The 22,461-nt window shown below is 30.9% G+C and carries 14 protein-coding genes; 5 read left to right on the forward strand and 9 right to left on the reverse strand.

Features of this window, described 5'->3' with window-relative positions; all coding sequences use genetic code 11:
* The 3 genes from pgmB to BW723_RS16335 all read right to left on the reverse strand — a co-directional run bounded on the left by pgmB (position 1) and on the right by BW723_RS16335 (position 3,170).
* Positions 1–654 carry a beta-phosphoglucomutase gene (gene pgmB, locus BW723_RS16325; protein WP_068364148.1) on the reverse strand — a complete coding sequence of 218 codons (654 nt, stop codon included), beginning with the start codon at positions 652–654 and terminating at the stop codon, positions 1–3.
* Complete coding sequence (locus BW723_RS16330; RefSeq protein ID WP_068364146.1) at positions 655–2,007, reverse strand: MFS transporter; 1,353 nt, start codon at positions 2,005–2,007, stop codon at positions 655–657.
* A 140-nt stretch (positions 2,008–2,147) separates the two neighbouring features.
* On the reverse strand, positions 2,148–3,170 hold the full coding sequence (locus tag BW723_RS16335; RefSeq protein ID WP_068364144.1) for a LacI family DNA-binding transcriptional regulator: 1,023 nt from the start codon (positions 3,168–3,170) through the stop codon (positions 2,148–2,150).
* Between the two features lie 198 nt (positions 3,171–3,368).
* On the opposite strand from BW723_RS16335, the gene BW723_RS16340 reads away from it, so the two are divergent.
* The 4 genes from BW723_RS16340 (at position 3,369) to BW723_RS16355 (ending at position 12,352) form a co-directional block, all read left to right on the forward strand.
* Positions 3,369–6,281: a SusC/RagA family TonB-linked outer membrane protein gene (locus BW723_RS16340; protein ID WP_068364142.1), complete on the forward strand. Its 2,913-nt coding sequence runs from the start codon at positions 3,369–3,371 to the stop codon at positions 6,279–6,281.
* A gap of 10 nt (positions 6,282–6,291) precedes the next feature.
* Positions 6,292–8,181, forward strand: coding sequence for a RagB/SusD family nutrient uptake outer membrane protein (locus BW723_RS16345; protein WP_068364140.1), 1,890 nt, complete (start codon positions 6,292–6,294; stop codon positions 8,179–8,181).
* 11 nt (positions 8,182–8,192) lie between these two features.
* On the forward strand, positions 8,193–9,512 hold the full coding sequence (locus BW723_RS16350; protein WP_068364133.1) for a SusF/SusE family carbohydrate-binding protein: 1,320 nt from the start codon (positions 8,193–8,195) through the stop codon (positions 9,510–9,512).
* A 62-nt stretch (positions 9,513–9,574) separates the two neighbouring features.
* Positions 9,575–12,352 carry an alpha-amylase family glycosyl hydrolase gene (locus tag BW723_RS16355; protein WP_068364130.1) on the forward strand — a complete coding sequence of 926 codons (2,778 nt, stop codon included), beginning with the start codon at positions 9,575–9,577 and terminating at the stop codon, positions 12,350–12,352.
* Between the two features lie 25 nt (positions 12,353–12,377).
* Here BW723_RS16355 and BW723_RS16360 read toward each other — a convergent pair whose 3' ends face one another.
* A complete protein-coding gene (locus BW723_RS16360; RefSeq protein ID WP_068364128.1) occupies positions 12,378–13,511 on the reverse strand; it encodes a cysteine desulfurase family protein in 1,134 nt (377 codons plus the stop codon).
* Positions 13,512–13,526: 15 nt separating this feature from the next.
* Positions 13,527–14,072, reverse strand: coding sequence for a Smr/MutS family protein (locus tag BW723_RS16365; protein ID WP_175335429.1), 546 nt, complete (start codon positions 14,070–14,072; stop codon positions 13,527–13,529).
* A gap of 66 nt (positions 14,073–14,138) precedes the next feature.
* Here BW723_RS16365 and BW723_RS16370 point away from each other — a divergent pair, with 66 nt between their 5' ends.
* On the forward strand, positions 14,139–14,771 hold the full coding sequence (locus BW723_RS16370) for a low molecular weight phosphatase family protein (RefSeq protein WP_068364124.1): 633 nt from the start codon (positions 14,139–14,141) through the stop codon (positions 14,769–14,771).
* A 2-nt stretch (positions 14,772–14,773) separates the two neighbouring features.
* On the opposite strand, the gene BW723_RS16375 is transcribed toward BW723_RS16370, so the two are convergent.
* Genes BW723_RS16375 through ppk2 (BW723_RS16390) form a run of 4 tightly spaced genes read right to left on the reverse strand, consistent with a single transcriptional unit; the run spans position 14,774 to position 22,459 of the window.
* On the reverse strand, positions 14,774–15,730 hold the full coding sequence (locus BW723_RS16375; RefSeq protein ID WP_068364123.1) for a PorP/SprF family type IX secretion system membrane protein: 957 nt from the start codon (positions 15,728–15,730) through the stop codon (positions 14,774–14,776).
* Positions 15,730–20,766 carry a cadherin-like domain-containing protein gene (locus tag BW723_RS16380; protein WP_068364119.1) on the reverse strand — a complete coding sequence of 1,679 codons (5,037 nt, stop codon included), beginning with the start codon at positions 20,764–20,766 and terminating at the stop codon, positions 15,730–15,732. The genes BW723_RS16375 and BW723_RS16380 overlap by 1 nt, the downstream gene beginning before the upstream one ends.
* Before the next feature lie 41 nt (positions 20,767–20,807).
* Positions 20,808–21,593 (reverse strand): polyphosphate kinase 2, encoded by a 786-nt coding sequence (gene ppk2 / locus BW723_RS16385; protein WP_068364116.1) that lies wholly within the window; start codon positions 21,591–21,593, stop codon positions 20,808–20,810.
* Positions 21,594–21,598: 5 nt separating this feature from the next.
* A complete protein-coding gene (gene ppk2, locus BW723_RS16390) occupies positions 21,599–22,459 on the reverse strand; it encodes a polyphosphate kinase 2 (RefSeq protein WP_068364113.1) in 861 nt (286 codons plus the stop codon).
* Positions 22,460–22,461 lie beyond the last annotated feature (2 nt).

Here is a 22,461-nt window from a genome sequence, read left to right on the forward strand (position 1 = left end):
TTATTTTTCTATTAAATCTTTAATAAAATTGGTACTGATTTCTGTGAAATCATTAAAATTAAATTGCGCTTCTGTAAGCACGTTTTTATCACCAATACCAATACTTATCATTTGAGCAGCATTTGCTGCTTGTACACCAGCAACTGCATCTTCAAAAACCACACATTCATCTGCATTAACATCTAATTGTTTTGCGGCTAATAAAAACACTTCTGGATCTGGCTTTGCTTTGGTAACATGATTACCGTCTACAATTGCATCAAAATAAGGTAACAGACCTACTTTTTCTAGAATAGGTTTTGCATTTTTACTTGCAGATCCTAAAGCAATTGGTATGTTATTTTCTTTTAAAAAGGCTAATACTTTTGGCACATCAGGTAGTATTTCTGATGCATCCATATTTTTTATAAATTCTAAATAATCGACATTTTTGTCAATCATCCATTTATCAAACTCTTCTTGTGTTGCTTCTCTTTTTCCAATTTCTAATAAAATTTCTAAACAGCGTTTTCTACTCACTCCTTTAAAGAGTTCGTTTTGTTCTTCTGTAAATTCGAAACCTAATTGGTTAGCTAATTTTTTCCAAGCTAAATAATGATATTTGGCAGTGTCTACGATTACACCGTCCAAATCAAAAATAAATCCTTTTTTCATTTAATTTGTTTTTACCACATCATCTACATCTTTTACTTTGTAGACTAACGCTGCTGCGATTAAGAAACTAATACCGCTAATAAGTAATGCAAAGATTGCCTGATTGTTATAAGCGTATTTTACTAATGGACCACCAATTAAGGCGTTAATAATTTGAGGAATTACAATGAAGAAATTAAAAATCCCCATATAAACTCCCATTTTTTTAGCGGATATAGAACCTGCTAAAATTGCATAAGGCATAGCTAAAATACTTGCCCATGCAATACCTACACCAATCATTGAAACTATTAACCAGTTTTCGTTTGGCATAATATAAATTGATAATAGACCTAAACCACCAATAATTAAAGAAACAGAATGCGTTCTTTTTCTTCCTATTTTCTTAGCGATATATGGTAAAGCAAATGCATAAAGTGCTGAGACTAAATTGTAGATACCAAATAGAATACCAACCCAATCTCCTGCATTTTGATAAGTTTTACTGCTGCTATCTGTAAAAGGCAACCCATAAATGTGTTGCGCTATTGCAGGCGTAGCAAAAACCCACATCCCAAAAAGACCAAACCAAGAAAAGAACTGCACCCAACTTAATTGACGCATTGTTGTTGGCATTTTTTTGAAATCATCAAAAATATCCATCAAACTAGAGTTTTCTTCTTCGTCTGTAGAAATAGCATCTGAATCTTGATCAAAACTTGCTAATTCTTCTGGAGAGTACTCTTTAGTAGTGAAAATTGTTACTAAGATCGAAATAATTAAAATTGCAGCACCAATCACAAAAGACCAGATAAGATTTTGAGGCACAACTCCAGATGAAGTTTCGTTAGAAACGCCAAACCAATTTGTAAGTGCATATGGCAACCAAGAACCAACTACGGCTCCAAAACCAATTAATGCAGTTTGTACACTAAATCCTAAAGTTCTTTGATCTGTTCTTAAATTATCGCCAACAAGAGCTCTAAAAGGCTCCATAGCAACATTAAAAGAGGCGTCCATAATCATTAACATTCCTGCACCAACCCAAAGAGCGGGTAAAAATGCAATAAATAGATCTGCTTGTGGCATTAAAATTAATCCGATAGAAGCTAAAATTGCTCCAACTAAAAAGTAAGGTTTTCTTCTTCCAAATTTTCCCCAAGTTTTATCGCTGTAATGCCCAATTATTGGTTGAACAATTAACCCCATTAAAGGTGCTATAATCCAGAACCAAGAAAGTTCATGAACATCTGCTCCAAAAATTTGTAAAATTCTACTTGCGTTAGCATTTTGAAGGGCAAAACCCATTTGTATTCCTAGAAATCCAAAACTCATGTTCCAGATTTGCCAGAAGCTTAATTTACGCTTTTCCATTATCGTAATTATTAGTTTATACGATAAGTGCTTAGACTTATCAATTAATAAATTTTGTGGAATGTAATTTATTGATAAATCTTAATTATGTAACAAAGATATATTATTTTTATCAAGTTGATAAAAACTAAGGTAAATTTCTACGACGACGGTTTCGTAGATTCTCGTAACTTTAAATCGCTCGAAATCACAATTTTTTTCGGGCTATAAACTTCAGATTCTTTTTCAATTCTTTCTATTAAAAGCTCTACTGATTGTTTACCCATTGTAAACCCATGTTGTGCTATTGTTGTGATAGATGGAGAGGAATATTCTGATATTAAACCGTCTGTAAAACCAATGACAGAGAAGTCTTCTGGTACTTTTAGCCCTTTTTCTTTAGCAATTCGAATAGCATTAGCAGCATAAATTTCATTTACTGCAAAAACACCATCAATGTCTAAGTTAAATACTGGTTCTATTTGTTTTCTAACATCAAGATTTTCATCAATCTCAATAATTAGATTGTTATTCGTTTTAATGTACTCTTCTATTAAAGCTTTTTCATAACCTTGTCTTCTTAAAGTGCCAACATTTACGTGTTTTGGAGTAGTAATCAAAGCTATTTTTTTTCTACCATTATCTAACAAATGTTTAGTAGCCTTATAACCTGCACCTACATCATCTACAACCACTTTATCACATAAGATATCGTCTACTACCCTATCGAATAAAACTAAAGGAATCTCTTCAGAAACCAAATCTGTAAAGTGCTTATAATCCTTATTTTTTAAGGTTTCATTAGCTATAGAAACAATTAAACCATCGACACTACCATTAGATAAAACTTTTAAAGTTTCTACTTCTTTTGCATAAGATTCATTAGAAAAACAAACCATAATGTGATAACCTTTTTCTATAGCACCTTCTTCTATTCCCATGATTACAGTAGAAAAAAAATGATGAACAATTTTAGGTAAAATAACCCCAATAACTTTTGTTTTTTGATTTCTTAATTGAAGTGCTAAACTATTTGGTTTGTAATTATAGAGATTTGCATAAGCTTGTATTTTATCTTTTGTTTCTTTACTAATCTCATGACTATCCTTTAAAGCTTTAGACACTGTAGATGTTGAAACCCCTAATTCTTTGGCAATTGTTTTTATGGTAATTTTTTGCTTCATTTTTTTCTAAAAAGGCAATTTTAAGCGTTAAATATTACTAATTTAATGATTTTTAACAAAAAAGTTGTTAACACGAAACCGTTTTCGTGACTTTTATCATATTGATTACAGGCTTCTTGTTTCTATATTTACAATGTGGAATGTGAATTTATTGTTAAGTCGAAATCAAATTTACAGTTATTATTTAACAAATTATACATGAAAAAATTTAAATTATTGTTAATTGGAATTCTTTTGACTTCATCATTTACAATGTTTGCTCAGCAAACCATAAATGGTGTTGTAAAAGAAAAAGCAACAGGTGAGCCTTTACCTGGTGTTAGTATTTTGGTTAAAGGTACAACAAAAGGTACTCAAACCGATTTTGATGGAAACTTTTCTTTAGACAAAGTTAAAACTGGAGATATTTTAGTCTTTAACTATCTAGGATTTGCTGATTTAGAAGTAACAATTGGAACTAATTTTAATATTGAAGTAGCACTAACTGAATCTTCTGAGCAATTAGATGAAATCGTTGTAGTAGGTTATGGTTCTATTAAAAAAGAAGATTTAACAGGTACAACAGACTTATTAACTAGCGACGACTTTAATAAAGGTCCAATTGTTTCTGCACAATCTTTAATTAGTGGTAAAGTTGCTGGTGTAAATGTAATTGCTGGTTCTGGTGCTCCTGGAGATGGACAAACGATTAATATTCGTGGTACAGGTTCTTTATCTTTAACTAGCCAACCATTATATGTAATAGATGGTATTCCTTTAGATAATGGTGGAGTTGGTGGATCTAGAAATCCATTAAACTTTATCAACCCAAATGATATTGAAACTTTTGTGGTTTTAAAAGATGCTTCTTCTACTGCTATTTATGGTTCTAGAGCTGCAAATGGGGTAATATTAATTACTACTAAAAAAGGTAAAGACAGAGATTTTAAATTCAATATTAGTTCTCAAACAACGGTTTACACGTTAAGAGATAAAGTAGATGTTTTATCTGCGGATCAATTTAGTACATTAATCAACGATATTGGTACACCGAATCAAATTGCTTTGTTAGGTAATGCTAATACAGATTGGCAAGAAGAAATTTATACTACAGCAATTGGACAAGATCATAACTTTAGTGCATTAGGTAACCTTTATGGTGTGCCAATGAGAGCTTCTTTAGGATACTCTGAACACGAAGGTATTTTAAAAGGTGATAATTTAGCACGTACAACTGCTTCTATTAACTTATCTCCTTCTTTTTTAGATGATCATTTAAAAGTAGATCTTAACGCAAAAGGAATGTACACAGAAAATACATTTGCAAATAGAGGTGCAATAGGTGGTTCTATTTCTTTTGATCCTACTCAAGCTATTTTCGATCCAAATTCTCAATATGGTGGTTATTTTGCTTGGTTAGATGCAGGTACAGGAAACCAAAATAATTTAGCACCTACAAATCCTATTGCATTATTAGATTTAATAGATGATACTGCAGAAATTAGACGTTTAGTAGCAAATGCGAAAATAGATTATAAAATACATGGTTTAGAAGATTTAACTGCTACAATTAACTTAGGTTTTGATACTTCAAATAGTCATGGTAGAACTATAACTTCTGAATTAATACCAACTTCGGATGCAACTTTTAATGGTTCATTAACCAGCTTTGTTCAAAAATCAGACAATAAAGTTTTTGACGCTTATTTAACTTACACAAAAACTTTTAATGAAGCACATAATTTAACAGTGGTTGGTGGTCATGCATATCAATCTTTTGAATATGACAATTATAGTTTTGATAGTGAAGCACAAGAAGATGGTAACACTTTCGAATTTGTAGACAAATCTAAAAATGTATTATTATCATATTTTGGTAGAGCTAATTACGATTATAAAGGTAAATACTATTTAACTGCAACTTTAAGAGCAGATGCTTCCTCTAAATTAAATCCAGATGATCGTTGGGGAATTTTCCCATCATTTGCAGCAGCTTGGAGTATTCATAAAGAAGCTTTTATGGAAGATTCTTTCTTTAACGAATTAAAATTAAGAGTTGGTTATGGAGAAATAGGTAACATTAATGGTTTAGGAGATTATCAATTTTTAACAAGATATAATGGTAGTACAGATACTGCTAATTATCAATTTGGTAGTGCTTTTTACCAAACATTTAGACCAGAACCAATTAACAAAGACTTACGTTGGGAAGTAGGTAAAACATTTAACCTTGGTATGGACTTTGCTTTTCTTGATAGAAGAATTTCGGGTTCTGTAAATGCTTATATTAAACAAACTAACGACCTTATTGCAAGTTCAATCGTAGATCCTTTTACAAATTTTGGAAACAGAATTAATGCCAACATTGGTAATATGGAAAACAGAGGTTTAGAATTTAACATTAATGCTACACCTATAAGAACTGATAATTTTGAATGGTCTGTGAATTATAACATCTCTTTAAACGATAATGAAATTACACAATTATCTGTAGATCAACCTCAAGGAGGAATATCAACAGGTGTTGGTAATAATGTTCAAGTTCATAGAGAAGGAGAAACTGCAAATAGTTTTTATGTTTTTCAACAAGTTTATGGTGCAGATGGTAAGCCTTTAGAAGGTGTTTTTGTAGATAGAAATAATGATAACACCATTAATGATGATGACAAATACATTAACGAAGATCCTTTTGCTGATGTTTTAATGGGCTTTAACACCAATATAAATTATAAAAATTGGGATTTTTCTATACAAACAAGAGCAAGTTTTGGTAACTATATGTATAATGATGTAGCTGCAAACAGAGGTGTGCAAATAAATGCTACAAATAATAATATATTATCAAACTTACATTCAGATTATTACAACAGTGGTTTTACTGTAATTAGTGATAAAACTGCTTTAAGTGATCATTTTGTACAAGACGCATCTTTCTTTAAGATTGATAACATTTCTCTTGGTTATACTTTAGACAAGATTAAAAACACAACATTCAGATTCTACGGATCTTTACAAAATGTTTTAATTGTAACAGATTATGATGGTTTAGACCCAGAAATTAATTTAGGTATTGATAATAATTTTTACCCAAGACCTAGATCTTTTGTCTTAGGTGCAAACATTAACTTTTAAATAAAAAATAATGCAACAAAAATTTAAATATTTAATTGTAATCATGTTATTCTCCTTAGGAGTAATATCATGTCATGAAGACTTAAATCAATCTCCTATTGATCCAGATAGTTTTACAGAAGAAGATGTGTTTTCTAACGCAACAGATGCACAAGGCGCATTAGCTAAATTATACGCTAGTTTAGCATTAACAGGGCAACAAGGCCCTGCAGGACAAGCAGATATTGCTGATATTGACGAAGGTTTTTCTCAATATTCAAGAATGTTATTTAACCTAAACGAATTAACTACAGATCATGCAGTTGTTGGTTGGGGAGATGCTGGTTTGCCAGATTTACATGGACAATATTGGTCTGGTAGTAACGATTTTACAGAAGCAATGTATTATAGATTAGCTCAAGAAGTTTCTTTTTGTAACTCATTTATAGACAATGCTGCTATTTTAACAGACACAGAAGTTGCGGCTTATATTGCAGAAGCTCGTTTTTTAAGAGCTTTCGCTTACTATAATCTTATGGATTTATATGGGAGTGTTCCTTTAGTTACTCAAGTAACAACAGAATTACCAGAGCAAGCTACAAGAACTGAGTTATTTAATTTTATAGAATCTGAATTATTAGAAATTGCAGATGATTTAAAACCAAGTGGTTCTAATGAATATGGTAGAGTAGATCAAGTTGCGGCTTGGGCTTTATTATCTAAATTATACTTAAATGCTGAAGTTTTTACAGGAACTCCAAGATATGCAGAAGCTGTAACATTTTCTAACAATGTAATGTCATCTAGTTACACCATTAACACAAATGATGCTAATGGAAATGGTACTGCTTATGATGAGTTGTTTTTAGCTGATAATAATACGAACGGAGCTCAAAACGAATTCATTTTTACTTTAAATTTCGATGGATTAAGATCTCAAACTTATGGAGGTTCTACGTTTTTAGTTCACGCTGCAATTGGTGGTAGTATGAATGCTACAGAATTTGGTGTAAATGGTGGCTGGGGAGGCTTAAGAACTACAAAAAGTTTAGTTAATAAATTTGATGTAGATGTTACCACTCTTAATCCAAATTTAGGTCCAGTATCTAATTGGGGGATTATTGGTGATGCAACACCAAATGGATGGAATGATCCTGATACAAAAATGTATGAAACAGGTACAGATACTTATGCAATTTATGCAAATTTAACTCCAGGTGAATTAAAATTTAGAAGAGATGGTGCTTGGACAGTTAATTATGGAGATGATACTGTTGATGGTACTTTAGAAGCTGGTGGTGCTAACATTCCTGTTACAGTTGCTGGTACTTATTACATCACTTTAGATTTAAATAGCTTAACATATGCTATAGCACCATTTGTAGGTGATAGCAGAGGAATGTTTTATAAAGACGGACAATCATTAGAAATTGAGGAGATTCCTACTTTTGAAGACGGTTATGCTGTAACAAAGTTTAAAAACTTAGATTCTAATGGTAACCAAGGTTCTGATGCTGCTGGTGATTTTGTAGATACTGATTTACCATTAATTAGATTAGCAGAAATTTACTTAAACTACGCAGAAGCTGCTCTTAGAGGTGGTGGTGGAGATTTAGGTTTAGCTGTTACTAAAATTAATGAACTTAGAGAAAGAGCTTTTGGAAACTCTAGTGGTAATATAACAAGTGGAGATTTAACTTTAGATTTTGTTTTAAACGAAAGATCTCGTGAGTTATACTGGGAAGGTCAAAGAAGAACAGATTTAATAAGATATAACTATTTTACAACAGACGCTTACCTATGGCCTTTTAAAGGAGATTCTAAAGATGGTACAAGTGTAGAAGATTATAGAAATATTTTCCCTTTACCAAATAATATTATAACAACTAATCCTAATTTAACTCAAAATCAAGGATACTAATAAATAAAGACATGAAAAAAATATTAAATTCATTATTCGCTCTAATTATTGTATCAATTGGTTTTACCAGTTGCGAAGATATTAGCGATCGAGTAATATTAAATGAAAACGTAGAAGCAACAACAGAACTTATTGTTGTAGAAACTACACCTATTGTACTTTTAGAAGCAAATCAAGATATTATTGCTTTAAATACAAATTGGGCTGAACCAGATTACGGTTTTAATGCTGCACCAACTTATAAAGTTCTTGTAGATTTAGCTACAGGAGATTTTAGTAACGCAGCAACTATAGATGTAGGAGACGATTTAGAAAAGTCTTTTAGCACATTAGAGTTAAACTCTATTGCTTTAGGTTTAGGAGCAGAAGCGGATATGGCTTCAGATTTATCAATTAAATTACAAGGTTTTGTTGGTGGTCAATTATTAATAAATTCTGATGCTAAAACAATTAATGTAACTCCATATTCTAGTATTTTAGATTTATCTACTACTTGGGGTGTTGTTGGTTCTGCTGCAAATGATTGGGGAGCAACTCCAGATTTACCATTCTTTACCACAAGTGAGTCTGGTGTTTTAGTAGCGTATGTTACTTTAATTGATGGAGAAATTAAATTCAGAGAAAACAATGATTGGGCAAACAATTATGGTGATACTGGTGTAGATGGAACTTTAGAAGCAGGTGGAGATAACATTAAAGTAAATCCTGGTTCTTATAAAATTCTTTTCAATTTAAACGACCTTACTTATACTATCGAAGAATTTACAATTGGTATTGTAGGTTCTGCATATAACGAATGGGGAGCAACTCCAGATTATGCATTAACTTATGATCCTTATTCTGATCAATTTAGAGGAATCGTAAAATTAGAAGATGGTGAAATGAAATTTAGACTGAATAATGAATGGACAACTGCTTATGGTGCCGGTTCTGCTGGATTTCTAGACACTTCTGGAGGCAATATTGCTACAACCGCAGGCAGATATATTGTAACTGTAAATTTAAATGATTTATCTTATTCATTAGATCCAATTGAAAATATCTGGGGTCTTGTGGGTTCTGCTTACAATGATTGGGGTACCACTCCTGATGCAATTTTTACAAGAGATTGGTCGCAACCAAATGATGATATTTGGGTTCTAAATAATGTTACTCTTTTAGACGGAGAATACAAATTTAGAGCAAATGAGGCTTGGGCTTTAAACTATGGTGATACTGGTGCAGATGGAACTCTAGATAACGGAGGTGATAATATCGTTTCAGTAGCTGGAACTTACTCTTTTGTTTTAGATTTTACAGATCCAGACAACCCTACTTACACAATAAATTAAGTTTTTTTTTAACTTAACAAAGGCTACCATAGGTAGCCTTTGTTTTTTAAAATCGATACAATATGAAAAAAATTACGATTCTATTTTTATTAATCAGTTCTTTAGGATTTAGTCAAATTACCATTACACCAAACCCTTTTGATATCAATGCTTCTATTACAATTAGTTTAGATGCTAATAGTGCAGCTACAGATTGTAATGGATTAAATAATCCTACAAAAGTATATTTACATTCTGGGGTTGGTAAAACAAACGATGCTTGGAGCACAAGTGTTATTGGTAATTGGGGGCAAGATGATGGTGTTGGGCAAATGACTTACAATACGACCAACAATCGTTGGGAAATTACTTTTATACCTAAATCGTATTATGGTTTAACAGATTCTGAGGCTGCATCAATCACCAATATGGGTATGGTTTTTAGAAACGCTGCTGGTAATCAAGAATTAAAAGACAATGGTTGTTCCGATTTTATTTTTAACGTAGGTTCTTTTCAATTAACACTTAATTCTCCATCAACAACAACTTCCATTTTAAATTCTGGTGAAACCTTAGCTATAAATGCAACTGCATCTTTACCTGCAAACTTCAATTTAAAAGCAAATGGTGTATCTATAGATCAAAAAACAAATCTAACTTCTTATAGTTTTTCTCCAACTGTTACCCAAAACACAACTTTTGTTTTAGAAGCTACAAATAACGGAGAAACAAAAAGCTCTACTTTTCAAGCTATTGTAAAACCAACGCTTACAGAAGCTGATGTGCCTACTGGAATGAAAGACGGAATTAACTTAAATTCTACAGACAATACAAAAGCAACTTTAGTATTTTACGCTCCAGATAAAGACTTTGTTCACGTAATTGGTAGTTTTAACAATTGGGAAATCAATGACGCATATCTACTAAAAAAAGATAGTAGTTCAGACCGTTTTTGGATAGAACTTACAGGCTTAACACCACAAACAGATTATTCTTATCAATATATTATTAATGCCGATTTAAGAGTTGCAGACCCATACTCTACTGTGGTTTTAACAGAATCTAATGATCAATATATAGATGATGTTACGTATCCAAATTTGCCAAGTTATCCATCAGGAGAAACAAATCACGCAGTTACTTTATTAAGAACTGGTGATGCTGATTACGTTTGGCAAAACAAAAATTTTACGAAACCTGCAAAAACAGATTTAGTTATTTACGAACTTTTAATTAGAGATTTTGATGCTTTACATAGTTATGATGCTGTAAAAGCTAGATTAGATTATTTACAAGATTTAGGTATCAATGCAATTGAATTTTTACCTGTTATGGAGTTTGATGGTAATGAATCTTGGGGATATAATCCATCTTTTCATATGGCTTTAGACAAGTATTATGGAACCACAACTGCTTTTAAACAGTTTATTGATGAATGCCACAGAAGAGGCATTGCAGTAATTATTGATGTTGCTTTTAATCACGCTTCTGGTCAAAATCCGTATTACAGAATGTGGAACACAGACAATGGTGGTTATGGTGGCCAAGCAAGTACAGATAGCCCATTTTTTAACCCAATTGCAAGACATTCTTACAGCGTTTTTAACGATTACAATCACTCTAAACAAGCTGTAAAAGACTATGTGAAAAGAGTTTCTCAATATTGGATTGATGAATATAAAATTGACGGTTTTAGATGGGATTTAACCAAAGGATTTACTCAAAATTGTACTGGTAGCGATGCTTGTACTAATGCATATCAACAAGACAGAGTTGATGTTTTAAAAGAATATGCAGACTATCAATGGGAAATTGATCCTGATTTTTATATCATTTTTGAACATTTAGGAGGAAATACAGAAGAAACTGAATGGGTAAATTATAGATTAGATGAAGGCAAAGGAATTATGGTTTGGGGTAACCACAATCATCAATACAATCAAGCAACAATGGGCTTTGGTAGCGATGCAGATTTTTCTTGGATTTCTTATAAAAACAGAGGTTGGTCTGTGCCAGCAAATGTAAGTTATATGGAAAGCCATGATGAAGAAAGGTTAATGTACAAAAACTTACAATATGGTAATTCTAGTGGAAGTTACAGCGTTAAAAACACAAGTACAGCTTTAGATAGAGAAGAATTGGCGGGTGCATTTTATTTTACAGTTCCTGGACCAAAAATGATTTGGCAATTTGGCGAATTAGGTTACGATATTTCTATCGATCAAAATGGAAGAACTGGTAATAAACCTATTTTATGGAATTATTTTGATAATCAAGATAGAAAAGATGTTTACAATACTTGGTCTAAATTAATTCAGTTAAAATTAAAGTTTGATATTTTTGAAGCGTCTGATTTTACAATGGATGTAGGTAATTCTAATGGTTTAAATAAAATTCATTTAACTGATGATACTGCTCAAGAAATTCAATATGTTACTATTATTGGTAATTTCGGAGTTACCACTCAAAACATAGCTCCTGCTTTTCAAAAAACCGGAGTTTGGTATGATTTACTAAATGATGATCAAACCATAAATGTGAATAATGTAAATGATGTAATTTCTTTAGCTCCTGGTGAGTTTAAAGTTTACGGAAATCATCAAGCAGCATTATCAACAGAAGATTTATTTTTAGAAGATGAAGTTATGGTATATCCAAATCCTGCAAGAAATTCATTTAAATTAAACATCAATACAAACAGTGTTCGTGTTTATGATATGAATGGTAAAAAAGTGATGGATTTTTCTGGAAGTTTTAGTGCAAATGAAACTTTTAACATTCAACAATTAAATAAAGGTATTTACTTTTTAGAAGTTAAAAACCCTGATGGAAAAGCCTACAAAAAATTAATAATTGAATAAATATTTTTAGAATAAAAGAGTTGTTTTAAAGCAACTCTTTTATTTTTTTTACGGTTTCATTAATTTCTTCTTTGGTAGTATATTTAGAAAAAGAAAAACGTACAGAGGTATTATCCGCATCTTTTTCGTTCAAGATTTCAGCAAGCACATGAGAACCTAAACTACTTCCACTTTGGCAAGCAGAACCTCCAGAAACTGCAATTCCTGCCATATCTAAACTAAACAAAAGCATAGCATTATTAACAGGAAAACGTACATTTAAAATCGTATAACTGCTTTGACCTAAATCTGAAGAACATCCATTAAATTGAATGTCATCAGAAATATTTTTTAGTTCAGAAATAAAATAAACTTTTAAACTTTCTATATAATTTTTATCTTTTTCTAAATTATTATAAGCAATTGTTAAAGCTTTATCCATACCTAAAATACTGTGCACATTTTCTGTACTAGACCTTGCTCCTCTTTCTTGATCTCCTCCATGTAACATTGGTAAAATACCAAATCCCTTTCTAAAATAAGCAAATCCAACACCTTTTGGTCCGTGAAATTTATGAGCACTTGCCACAATAAAATCGATTGGAGTTTTTTGTAAATCTAAATGATAATGGCCAATAGCTTGCACAGTATCTGAATGAAATAAAGCATCATATTTTTTACAAATTCTACAAATTTCATCTGCAGGTAAAATCCTACCAATTTCATTATTTATATGCATTAAACTCACTAGTGTTTTATGATCTGAATCTGATAATAATTCTTCTAAATGAATTAAATCTACACATCCAAACTCGTCAACATTTACAAAATCTAATTGTATATTTTGTGTTTTTTCTAAAAACTCGCAGGTATGTAAAACTGCGTGATGTTCTGTTTTAGCGGTAATAATCTGTTGAACATCTAAATTTAAAACAGCATTTTTTAAAATTAAATTATCGGCTTCTGTACCACCAGCTGTAAACACAATTTCGCTAGCAGTTACATTAAAATGTTTGGCAATATTTTTTCTGGCTGTTTCTACAGCAGATTTTGCTTTTCTACCAAATTGATGCGTAGAAGACGGATTCCCGAAAAATTCTTGCATAGAATTATGCATTAATTCTAAAACCTCATCATCAATTTTTGTGGTGGCTGCATTGTCTAAATAAATAGCTTTCATAGTACAAAAATACAACTAATTCGCATTCTGATATACATAAACTTCAGTAGCGCCTAAACCATATTTCTTATAAGAAGCATCGTAATATTTTACAGGATATTTATTCAGCAAATAATGAAGTTCTGTTTTTAAAACGCCTTCTCCTACTCCATGAATAAATACAATTTTAGAAATTCTTTTATTAATTGCGTATTCAATTTTTCTTTTTGCGGTATCTAATTGTAAGTTTAGCATATCGTAATTATCTAAACCTCTTGTAGATTTTATTAATTGATTAATGTGCAAATCAACTTCTAAAATCACTTCGTTTTTATCTTTAACAAAAGCGCTTTTTTTCTTTTTTGGGGAGGCCATTTTTTGTTTTAAAAATGGATTATTAATGTCAGAGAATTTAGTGAGTTCGTGTTGCTCTTTTTCAATCTTAACCAATTCATAACTTTTGAAAATAAAAACCATTTCATCATCTGTTTTTATGGTAATATTTTCACCATCAATATTGGTGATTATCCCTTTTAAAACATCATCTAAAACCGCTACTTTATTTCCAATTTCTAAACGCATTCTTAACATTATATTAATTAACAAAAATACAATTTTAGTCTAATTTTGTTGGAAAATAATGGGAATATGCTGAAAACTTCAAATACCTCTACTAAAAACTTTTTTGAAAATTCTTATAAAAAACTTTCAATTTCTGAAGATAGAACAAAGATACTGTTAAAAATAGCAGAAACTATAGCCAAAGAGTATGTAAATAATGAAGTTGTTAATTTAAATTTTATTTGCACACACAACTCTAGAAGAAGTCAAATGGGGCAAGTTTGGAGCTATTTTGCAGCCTATTATTTTAACCTAAATATTAATGCCTTTTCTGGAGGTACAGAAGTTACCGCTTTTTACAGAAAAACAGTAAAAACTTTGCAAAAAGCTGGTTTTTCTTTTCAGTTATCAGATTTTTCTCATCAAAACCCTACTTATCAAATTTCTTTTGAAGGCTCTTTTAGTCATATTTTAGGTTTTTCAAAACTATACAGCAATCCTATAAATAAAGAACCATATATGGCTATTTTAACTTGTAATGATGTAGATAGAAATTGCCCTTTTATTTCTGATGCTACACATCGTTTTGCATTGCCTTTTTTAGACCCAAAATTCTCTGATGGAACTACTGAACAAGAAGAAGTTTATCTACAAACAAATACCCAAATTGCTGGTGAAATCTATTTAATTTTTGATCAAATTAAAAAATTACTTTCTTAAGATTAAAAATAACAAAGGTTATGAATTAACCATCTTGTATTTCTTTTAAAATTAAGATCGATGTGAAACATAATTTCGTGAGAACTTAAATTACCACCCAATGTAGAAAATCGATGATCGTAAGCATAACCAATTCTAAATTTCTTATTTAAAATTACACTGAATAAAGCACTTACAGAACTTTTATGACGATAAGACAAACCACCTTCTACCATATCTTTATACAAGAAATTTGTATTTATATCTACAGATACTGGTAAGTTTTTTGTGTATCTAACCATTGTTGATGGTCTAAACATTACATTTTCTGATAGTTTAAACAAAACTCCACTAGATAAAAAATAATTTGGGTTGGTTGCCAAGCTACCTTTATTATAATTATCTTCTATATAAAATTGCGGGGTTTCTAATAAATAAGGCACAGATAAACCAATATAAAACTTTCTATTGTAAAATAAAGCCCCAAAACCTACATTCGAAAAATTACCAGAAGTAGATGCGTAAACATCGCTATCTGGAGTTATACCATCAAATAAATTATTATTAAAAAAGGTAAAACCTCCTTTTAAACCCAAGGCAATTCTACTATATCTAGAAGTTATTAATGTATAAGATGCATCTAAATTTAAATTTGTTGTTTCTGATAAACCAATTTTATCGTTTACAACTGTTAAACCAAAACCTAAGCCTTTTCTTGTTCTTGCATTTAAAGAAAATGTATTTGTTTTTGGTGCACCTTCTACTCCAACCCATTGTTGACGAGTTAGAATTGATGCGCTTAACTCTGCTCTATACCCCACAAATGCTGGGTTAATTATTTGCATATTATACAAATATTGCGTGTAATGTGGTACTTGCTGGCTTTGCATTTTTATACTTAAAAGGCAAGCAACTAGAAGTACTAAGCTTATTTTAAACTTAGTACTAATATTTAAGATAACTTTAGTTTCCTGAGTCATTATCTTATTAATTGAATAAATTTAGTAATAGGTTTTGATGATCCATCATTAAAATCTAATTGATAAAAATAGACACCTGTTGGTGCAGGATTGCCATTATATGTTCCATCCCACCATAAAGGATTTACATTTCCATTATTACTGTAATTGTAAATTTCGTTTCCTTGACGATTGTAAATCGTTAATTTAAAGTTTGGATAATCTTCTATTCCAGATATTTCGAAAACATCACTTATACCATCACCATTTGGTGAAAACAAATTAGGGTAATCATTATCTTTTATAATACCTGTACCTCTTGGAGCAGTTATGTTTGCCACATTAAAACTAAATAAATCTGCTTGTAAATACATTGTTTCTGTATCTTCGTTTAAATTATCGTTTAACGTTTTTACTGCTTGCGTTATTGTTGATGAATATGCAGGTATTGTAACTTGTTCAGAAATTGATTCGTAATCAAAATTACCTGTTGTAGTACCATCAACAGTAATAAAATTTAAATTTATTGGTAGATAATTTTGCATTAATTCATTAGAATCATTTAAAAGATTTATTGTAAAAATTAAGCTTTTGCCTTCCACAGTTTCTTCGTTAGTGATAACTACTAGCGGATTTGGGTCTACATCTACAATTGTAGCAGTTTTGGTTAAATCTTGTGTACCAACATTGTTAGTTTGAACAACACCAACTACATCTAAAGGTTCTTGATCTAACTCATTTAAATTATCTAAAAAAGATGAGATTGAAAATGATACTTCTGTATTTGCATTACTTTCATCAATAGTACCTTCTATAACCAAAACTTCTGAAAATGAATCGTAATCATCTGGACTTATGGCAAAATCGTCTTGAGTATTTACATCAATTTCTATTGGTGTTGAACAAGGATGAGAAATTGTAATAGTATGCGCTAATGCAACTCCTTCATCTTCTAAAGAATTATTCATTATTATGTTTGGGGCAACGTCATTATCTAAAATTGTTCCAATACCGCTAAAATTTGTATTGATTGTGTTGTTGGATGTAATTGTACCATTTAAGGTAAAAAACTCTGTTAACTCGTAGATATTATCTTCTAGAGTTGTTGTAGAAAACTGTTCTGTATTCATTAATGGGGGAATTGTAAATACTGTATTTAAAACACTAAAGTAATCAAAAGGAGCAATTGCAGCATCATATTGCCCAGTTATATTTGTACCATTTGCAGTTGAAAAATTTATGGTGATAGGAAATGCACTTTCTATTAATACTGAATTATCATTTTTTGTTACTAATCTTAAAGTAAAAACAAATTCATTTCCTTCTGATAAACTAACATCATCTATAAGTACAACTATTGCAATAATTTCTCGCCAATCTCTTTCTGGAGTATCTGCATTATCAAAATTTGGAAAACTTTGTGGCGTTTGCCCATTTGTTGGGTTTAATAAACCATCATTATTATCAAAAGCATCATCTAAACCATCATTATCTGCATCAGAATTTGTGGCTACAGTTTCTGCTGTTCCATCACTATTAGTATCCCAACCTTCTATAATATCATCTCTAATATCATTATCTGAGTTTGTATCTATGTAATCTGGAATGTTATCATTTTCAGAATCTATAGGTGTTAATCCATTTGGATAAGCTGTATCTATACCAGCATCAGAAAAAACACCATTTATAGTTACGTAATTGTTAGTAAGTTGCGCTTCTATGTTATCTACAATTCCATCTCCATCAGCATCAATATCTAAAAAATCTGGTTTTGTTGTACCATCAGTATTTGGAATATTATAATTATTTGATGCGTTTGAACCATCATTAGTTTCATTAGAATTATCTAATCCATTAGCCCCAACATTGTTGTTCGTTCGTCCATTATTACTGGTATCATCTAAAGCATTACCTGCTTCTACAATGTCTAAAATTCCATCATTATCACTATCTAAATCAAAATGATTTGGCACACCATCATTATCAAAATCAAAAATATCAACAATTCCATCTGCATTATTATCAGCACCAAAATCGGTATCTCTGTAATTTGGTATAAAATCGGCATCATCATCATCTAAAGGATTTAAACCATCATATTCTAAAACATCTGTAATAGTATCATTATCATCATCTAAATCAATATCATCTATAATACCATCATTATCAGTATCTGTAGAAGCATTTACACTTGTTGCATTAGATGAGAATATTTGTCTATCTAAAGGATCATTAGCTGTAAATGAAGCTGAGTTAGAACCAATACAAGATTCGCTATACAAAACCGTAAATTCGATTGTAATTATTTCTCCTGTTTTTAAAACTCCAGAAGTTCCATCAAACAAATTTGTATCTGATGTACCATTATAATTTAAATTTAAATTCGGATTTGCTGTTGCTGAGGAATTAAAAATTGTAGGTGTAGAAACAGAAAGTATATTACCACCACAAGTACTATTTAAATTATCGGTGATTTGTAATTCGTCTAACTGAACAGAATCACTTGTGTTTTCAATAGTGATTTGATAAGTTATTTCTTCGTGTTCTAAAACACCATCTGGTACTTTTACAACATTGGTAATTGTTTTATTAGTTTTTGATTTTGCATCAAAAATAAATCGCATACCTGCAACCGTACACGTACAATATAAATCTGATGTTATGCTTGCTGATGCTGAATTGGCAAAATAATAACGGTCTAAATGATCGCCTAAACCATCTGACCAACTTACAAAGGTAAAAGCTCTTTTATTTGCATCTGATAAAGCGTCAAAACCATCAGCAATTCCTTGAGTTTGCGACAAACTAGTTTGATTAAAATAGCTATAACTACCATTATCTATTGGACCTATTTTATAATAAATTTCTAAAACTACAGTTTCTCCTGCCGGCAGGATGTTATTTGGGGTTAATAAAGTTGTTTCGTTATTTCCATCATAATTGGTGTTAACTGTAACATCTGGGCCTGAAACTTGAGAGATTAGAAATTCTGTAAAAACAACTCTATTTCTAAAATCGGCTAAGCCCATATTAAAATTAATATTTTGGGCATCTACAGTACCTTCATTTGTTAAAATAACAGTGTTTACGTAGTCGTAAGTTCCATCAAAGTTTACTAAACCAGGAGGATCTAAAGACTGATTATTAAATTCTGGCACATATAAACCTGCAGAAACAACCGCTTCTGTGGTATGAAAATCATTTAAAGTGATATCACTTGTTGCGTTATTGCCTTTGTCTGTATTTACAGTAAGTGTATTTGTAAAATTAATACCAGAACCTGATGGAGTTGGATCTGGCCTTCCATCACAAAAAGGATTTACAGTAACACAAAAACTAACAAAAATTGATTGCCTTGGATAAAGAATTAAATTATTAATAGCATTAGTATTAAAAAAGGAACTTGAACTACCATTTAAAAATGAATTATTAATTGCTGAAATATCATAATCCATAGGAAAATAAGAACCTTCTGCAATATTTTCTACTAAATTATTACTCACTGATGCAGCTTCTACATTTACAATACAACCAGAACCAAAAGCACTTTGTAAATCATCTATTAAATCGATATTTCTAATTAATGCTGGTTCGTGTAAATCTCTAGCATTATTTCTATTTGTAAGTATTAAACTATATACAATTTTATATTCGCCATTTGCATTAAATCCTTGATTACAGCTACCAAGTTCATTTATTTCTAATAAATCTTCAGTAGGCTCTACTGTCATCAATAAATTAGAAGTAGTGGTAAAAGTACCATCAGAAATTGTATATGTAATTGTAGGTACATTACCTGTATAATTTGGTGTGGGTTCAAAAATATAACTACCATCTACTGCAACTGATAACTTACCTTCTGCTAAATTTGCTGTTTGACCTGCATTATATAAAGTTCCATTTACTGAGAATTGAGTAACTGTTACAATATCTTGTACATTAATATCTGTATCATTTGCTAAAACACCTGGTGCTGCAACAGTTAAAGTTGTATTTATATCTACAGTATCATAATCTGTACTCGCTATCGGTGGTTCTGGTGGTAAATAGACCGTTAGATTTAAGTTGGCAGAGCTTTCAAAAACACCATCTGAAATTGTATAATTAATTTCGGAAACATCCCCAGAAAAATTTTGAGTTGGTGTGTACATATAACTCCCATTTTCTGATATAATAATTGAACCTTCTGAAAAGTTGGCTGTTTGCCCTGCATTATAAGTTGAACTGTTTACTGAAAATTCAATAATTTTAAGTTCATCACCATCTAAATCGATATCATTATTTAAAAGACCTGGAGCTAATTCGCTTATAGAAATATCAACAACTGTAGAATTTTCATCATCAATTGCTTCAGGGATATTTTCTACGGAAATATTTAAATCTGCAGTACTTGTAAAATTCCCATCTGAAATTGTATAATTTATGGTTGGTAAATTACCTGTAAAATCTAAAGTTGGTGTATAAGTAAAACTACCATCTGATAATATTAAAATTGCTCCTTCTGTAAAAGTTGCAGTTTGCCCTACATTATAAGTTATTCCGTTTATAGAATACTCAGTAACCACAATAACATCTCCATCTGAATCAGTATCATTATTTAAAATACCAGGTGTTGTAGTAACTAAAGCTGTGTTATTTATAGCAATATAATTATCATTATTTGCAACTGGAGCCACCTTAACAGATATGTTTAAGGTAGCTGAGCTAGTAGAAGTGCCATCTGAAATTATGTAGTTTATATCTGGTAAGTTCCCAGTAAAATTTAAACTAGGAGTAAAACTATAAGCACCATTCTCTGCAATATTTATGGTTCCTTCTGTTAGATTCGCAGTCTGATCCGCTAAAATTGTTACTCCGTTTATAGAAAATTCTGTAACGGTAATTGTATCTCCATCAGCATCAGAATCATTTGCTAAAACTCCAGGAGCAGAGACATTTATGTTTGTATTTATTAGGGCTATGTTTGTGTCATTAACAGCCAAAGGTGCAGTTTGCCCAACAAGTAATTGTGAAACAAATAGCAGAATAATTAGGGTATTAGAAAGTTTTGTTAGCATACTATATTTTTAAAAATGGGGGAATAGTCTAAAGCTAAAAACTATATTTCTAAAGTTTTATCATAAGGAATACTTTTTAAGATATGATTTATCACATTAACTCTAGCTTCAGTTTTTCTATTGGCTCTTATAATTTTCCAAGGAGAAATTTTGGTATTTGTTCTTTCGAACATTGCATTTTTATAACCTGTGTATTGGTCCCATAAATCTTGTGCCTTTTCATCTAGCTTTGTCATTTTCCATTGTTTTAAAGGATCACTTTTTATTTCTGCAAAACGCTTTGCCTGCTCTTTTTTAGAAATAGACATATAAATTTTTACCAAATGAATACCAGATTCTAAAATCATTCTTTCAAAATCATTCACTTGATTCATAAAAATCTCATATTCTTCTGGTGTACAAAAACCATTTACAGGTTCTACTACTGCTCTATTGTACCAGCTTCTATCAAAAAAAACCATTTCACCAGCTTTTGGCAATTGCTCTACATATCTTTGAAAATACCATTGCGATTTTTCGTCTTCAGTAGGTTTTGGCAATGCTACAATTCGCATAAAACGCGGATTTATACGTTCTGTAATTCTTCTTATTGCACCACCTTTACCTGCTGCATCTCTTCCTTGAAAAACAACAATAATTCTTTCGTCGTTATTAATTACCCAAGTTTGCAATCGAATCAACTCAGTTTGTAACTTTTTTAATTTTTTCTGATAATTTATATATCTTAAAGCTCTTTCTACATTTAAAGGTTCTTTAGATAAAAGAGCCAATAAACCTTTTTTAGAGTTTAATTTTTTTAAATCTGATGCACTTAAATTCGTACTCATAAATTTTAATCTATTTGATGAATATTAGAACGATAATAACGCATAACAATATTAGGATCAGGATTTAAAACAGTACCTGCTTCCGTTTTACCTTCGTAATCGAACTGAGATAAAACGTGTCTTATGGCTTCTAATCTTGCTACTTTTTTATCATTAGTTTTTACAATCATCCACGGACTGTAAGTAGTGTGGGTTTTGGTAAACATTTCTTCTTTGTAGTACGTATATTTATCCCAAAGAATTTGCCCTTGTCTATCTACAGGGCTAAATTTCCAACGTTTTAAAGGATCTTCTTTTCTGCCCTCAAAACGTTTTGCTTGTTCTTCTTTAGTTATAGACAGCCAAAATTTAATAATAATTAAACCATCCTCATACATCATATGCTCAAATTCTGGTACTTGCTGTAAAAATTCTTTGTACTGCACATCTGAACAAAAACCCATTACAGGTTCTACAACTGCTCTGTTATACCAACTTCTATCAAAAAAAACAATTTCTCCAGGATTTGGTAATTCTTTAATATATCTTTGAAAATACCATTGTCCTTTTTCTACTTCAGTAGGTTTATTCAAAGCCACTAATCTACTAGAACGTGGGTTTAAATGCTCCATAAATCTACGAATATTACCACCTTTACCTGCTGCATCTCTACCTTCAAAAATTATGGCTACTCTTTTATTATTTTTAGAAACGTAACGTTGTAATTTTACCAATTCTATTTGTAGCATACGTAATTCGTTATTGTACGTATGTGTATTTTTTACCTTAGAGAAAGAAATATTTTTTTCTTTGATTAGGGATAATAATTCATCACTACTCTTTAAATTTTCAAAATCTTCAGCACTTAGAGTTCCCTTTGCAGTCATAT

Source organism: Polaribacter reichenbachii (assembly GCF_001975665.1).
GTDB lineage: Bacteria > Bacteroidota > Bacteroidia > Flavobacteriales > Flavobacteriaceae > Polaribacter > Polaribacter reichenbachii.

Excerpts from the sequence above, each read along its gene's own strand:
- ppk2 (WP_068364113.1), bottom strand. The coding sequence starts at position 22,459 with ATGACTGCAAAGGGAACTCTAAGTGCTGAAGATTTTGAAAATTTAAAG.
- BW723_RS16330 (WP_068364146.1), bottom strand. The coding sequence starts at position 2,007 with ATGGAAAAGCGTAAATTAAGCTTCTGGCAAATCTGGAACATGAGTTTT.
- ppk2 (WP_068364116.1), bottom strand. The coding sequence starts at position 21,593 with ATGAGTACGAATTTAAGTGCATCAGATTTAAAAAAATTAAACTCTAAA.
- BW723_RS16380 (WP_068364119.1), bottom strand. The coding sequence starts at position 20,766 with ATGCTAACAAAACTTTCTAATACCCTAATTATTCTGCTATTTGTTTCA.
- BW723_RS16345 (WP_068364140.1), top strand. The coding sequence starts at position 6,292 with ATGCAACAAAAATTTAAATATTTAATTGTAATCATGTTATTCTCCTTA.
- BW723_RS16335 (WP_068364144.1), bottom strand. The coding sequence starts at position 3,170 with ATGAAGCAAAAAATTACCATAAAAACAATTGCCAAAGAATTAGGGGTT.
- BW723_RS16375 (WP_068364123.1), bottom strand. The coding sequence starts at position 15,730 with ATGACTCAGGAAACTAAAGTTATCTTAAATATTAGTACTAAGTTTAAA.
- BW723_RS16355 (WP_068364130.1), top strand. The coding sequence starts at position 9,575 with ATGAAAAAAATTACGATTCTATTTTTATTAATCAGTTCTTTAGGATTT.
- BW723_RS16360 (WP_068364128.1), bottom strand. The coding sequence starts at position 13,511 with ATGAAAGCTATTTATTTAGACAATGCAGCCACCACAAAAATTGATGAT.
- BW723_RS16350 (WP_068364133.1), top strand. The coding sequence starts at position 8,193 with ATGAAAAAAATATTAAATTCATTATTCGCTCTAATTATTGTATCAATT.
- BW723_RS16340 (WP_068364142.1), top strand. The coding sequence starts at position 3,369 with ATGAAAAAATTTAAATTATTGTTAATTGGAATTCTTTTGACTTCATCA.
- BW723_RS16370 (WP_068364124.1), top strand. The coding sequence starts at position 14,139 with ATGCTGAAAACTTCAAATACCTCTACTAAAAACTTTTTTGAAAATTCT.
- BW723_RS16365 (WP_175335429.1), bottom strand. The coding sequence starts at position 14,072 with ATGCGTTTAGAAATTGGAAATAAAGTAGCGGTTTTAGATGATGTTTTA.
- pgmB (WP_068364148.1), bottom strand. The coding sequence starts at position 654 with ATGAAAAAAGGATTTATTTTTGATTTGGACGGTGTAATCGTAGACACT.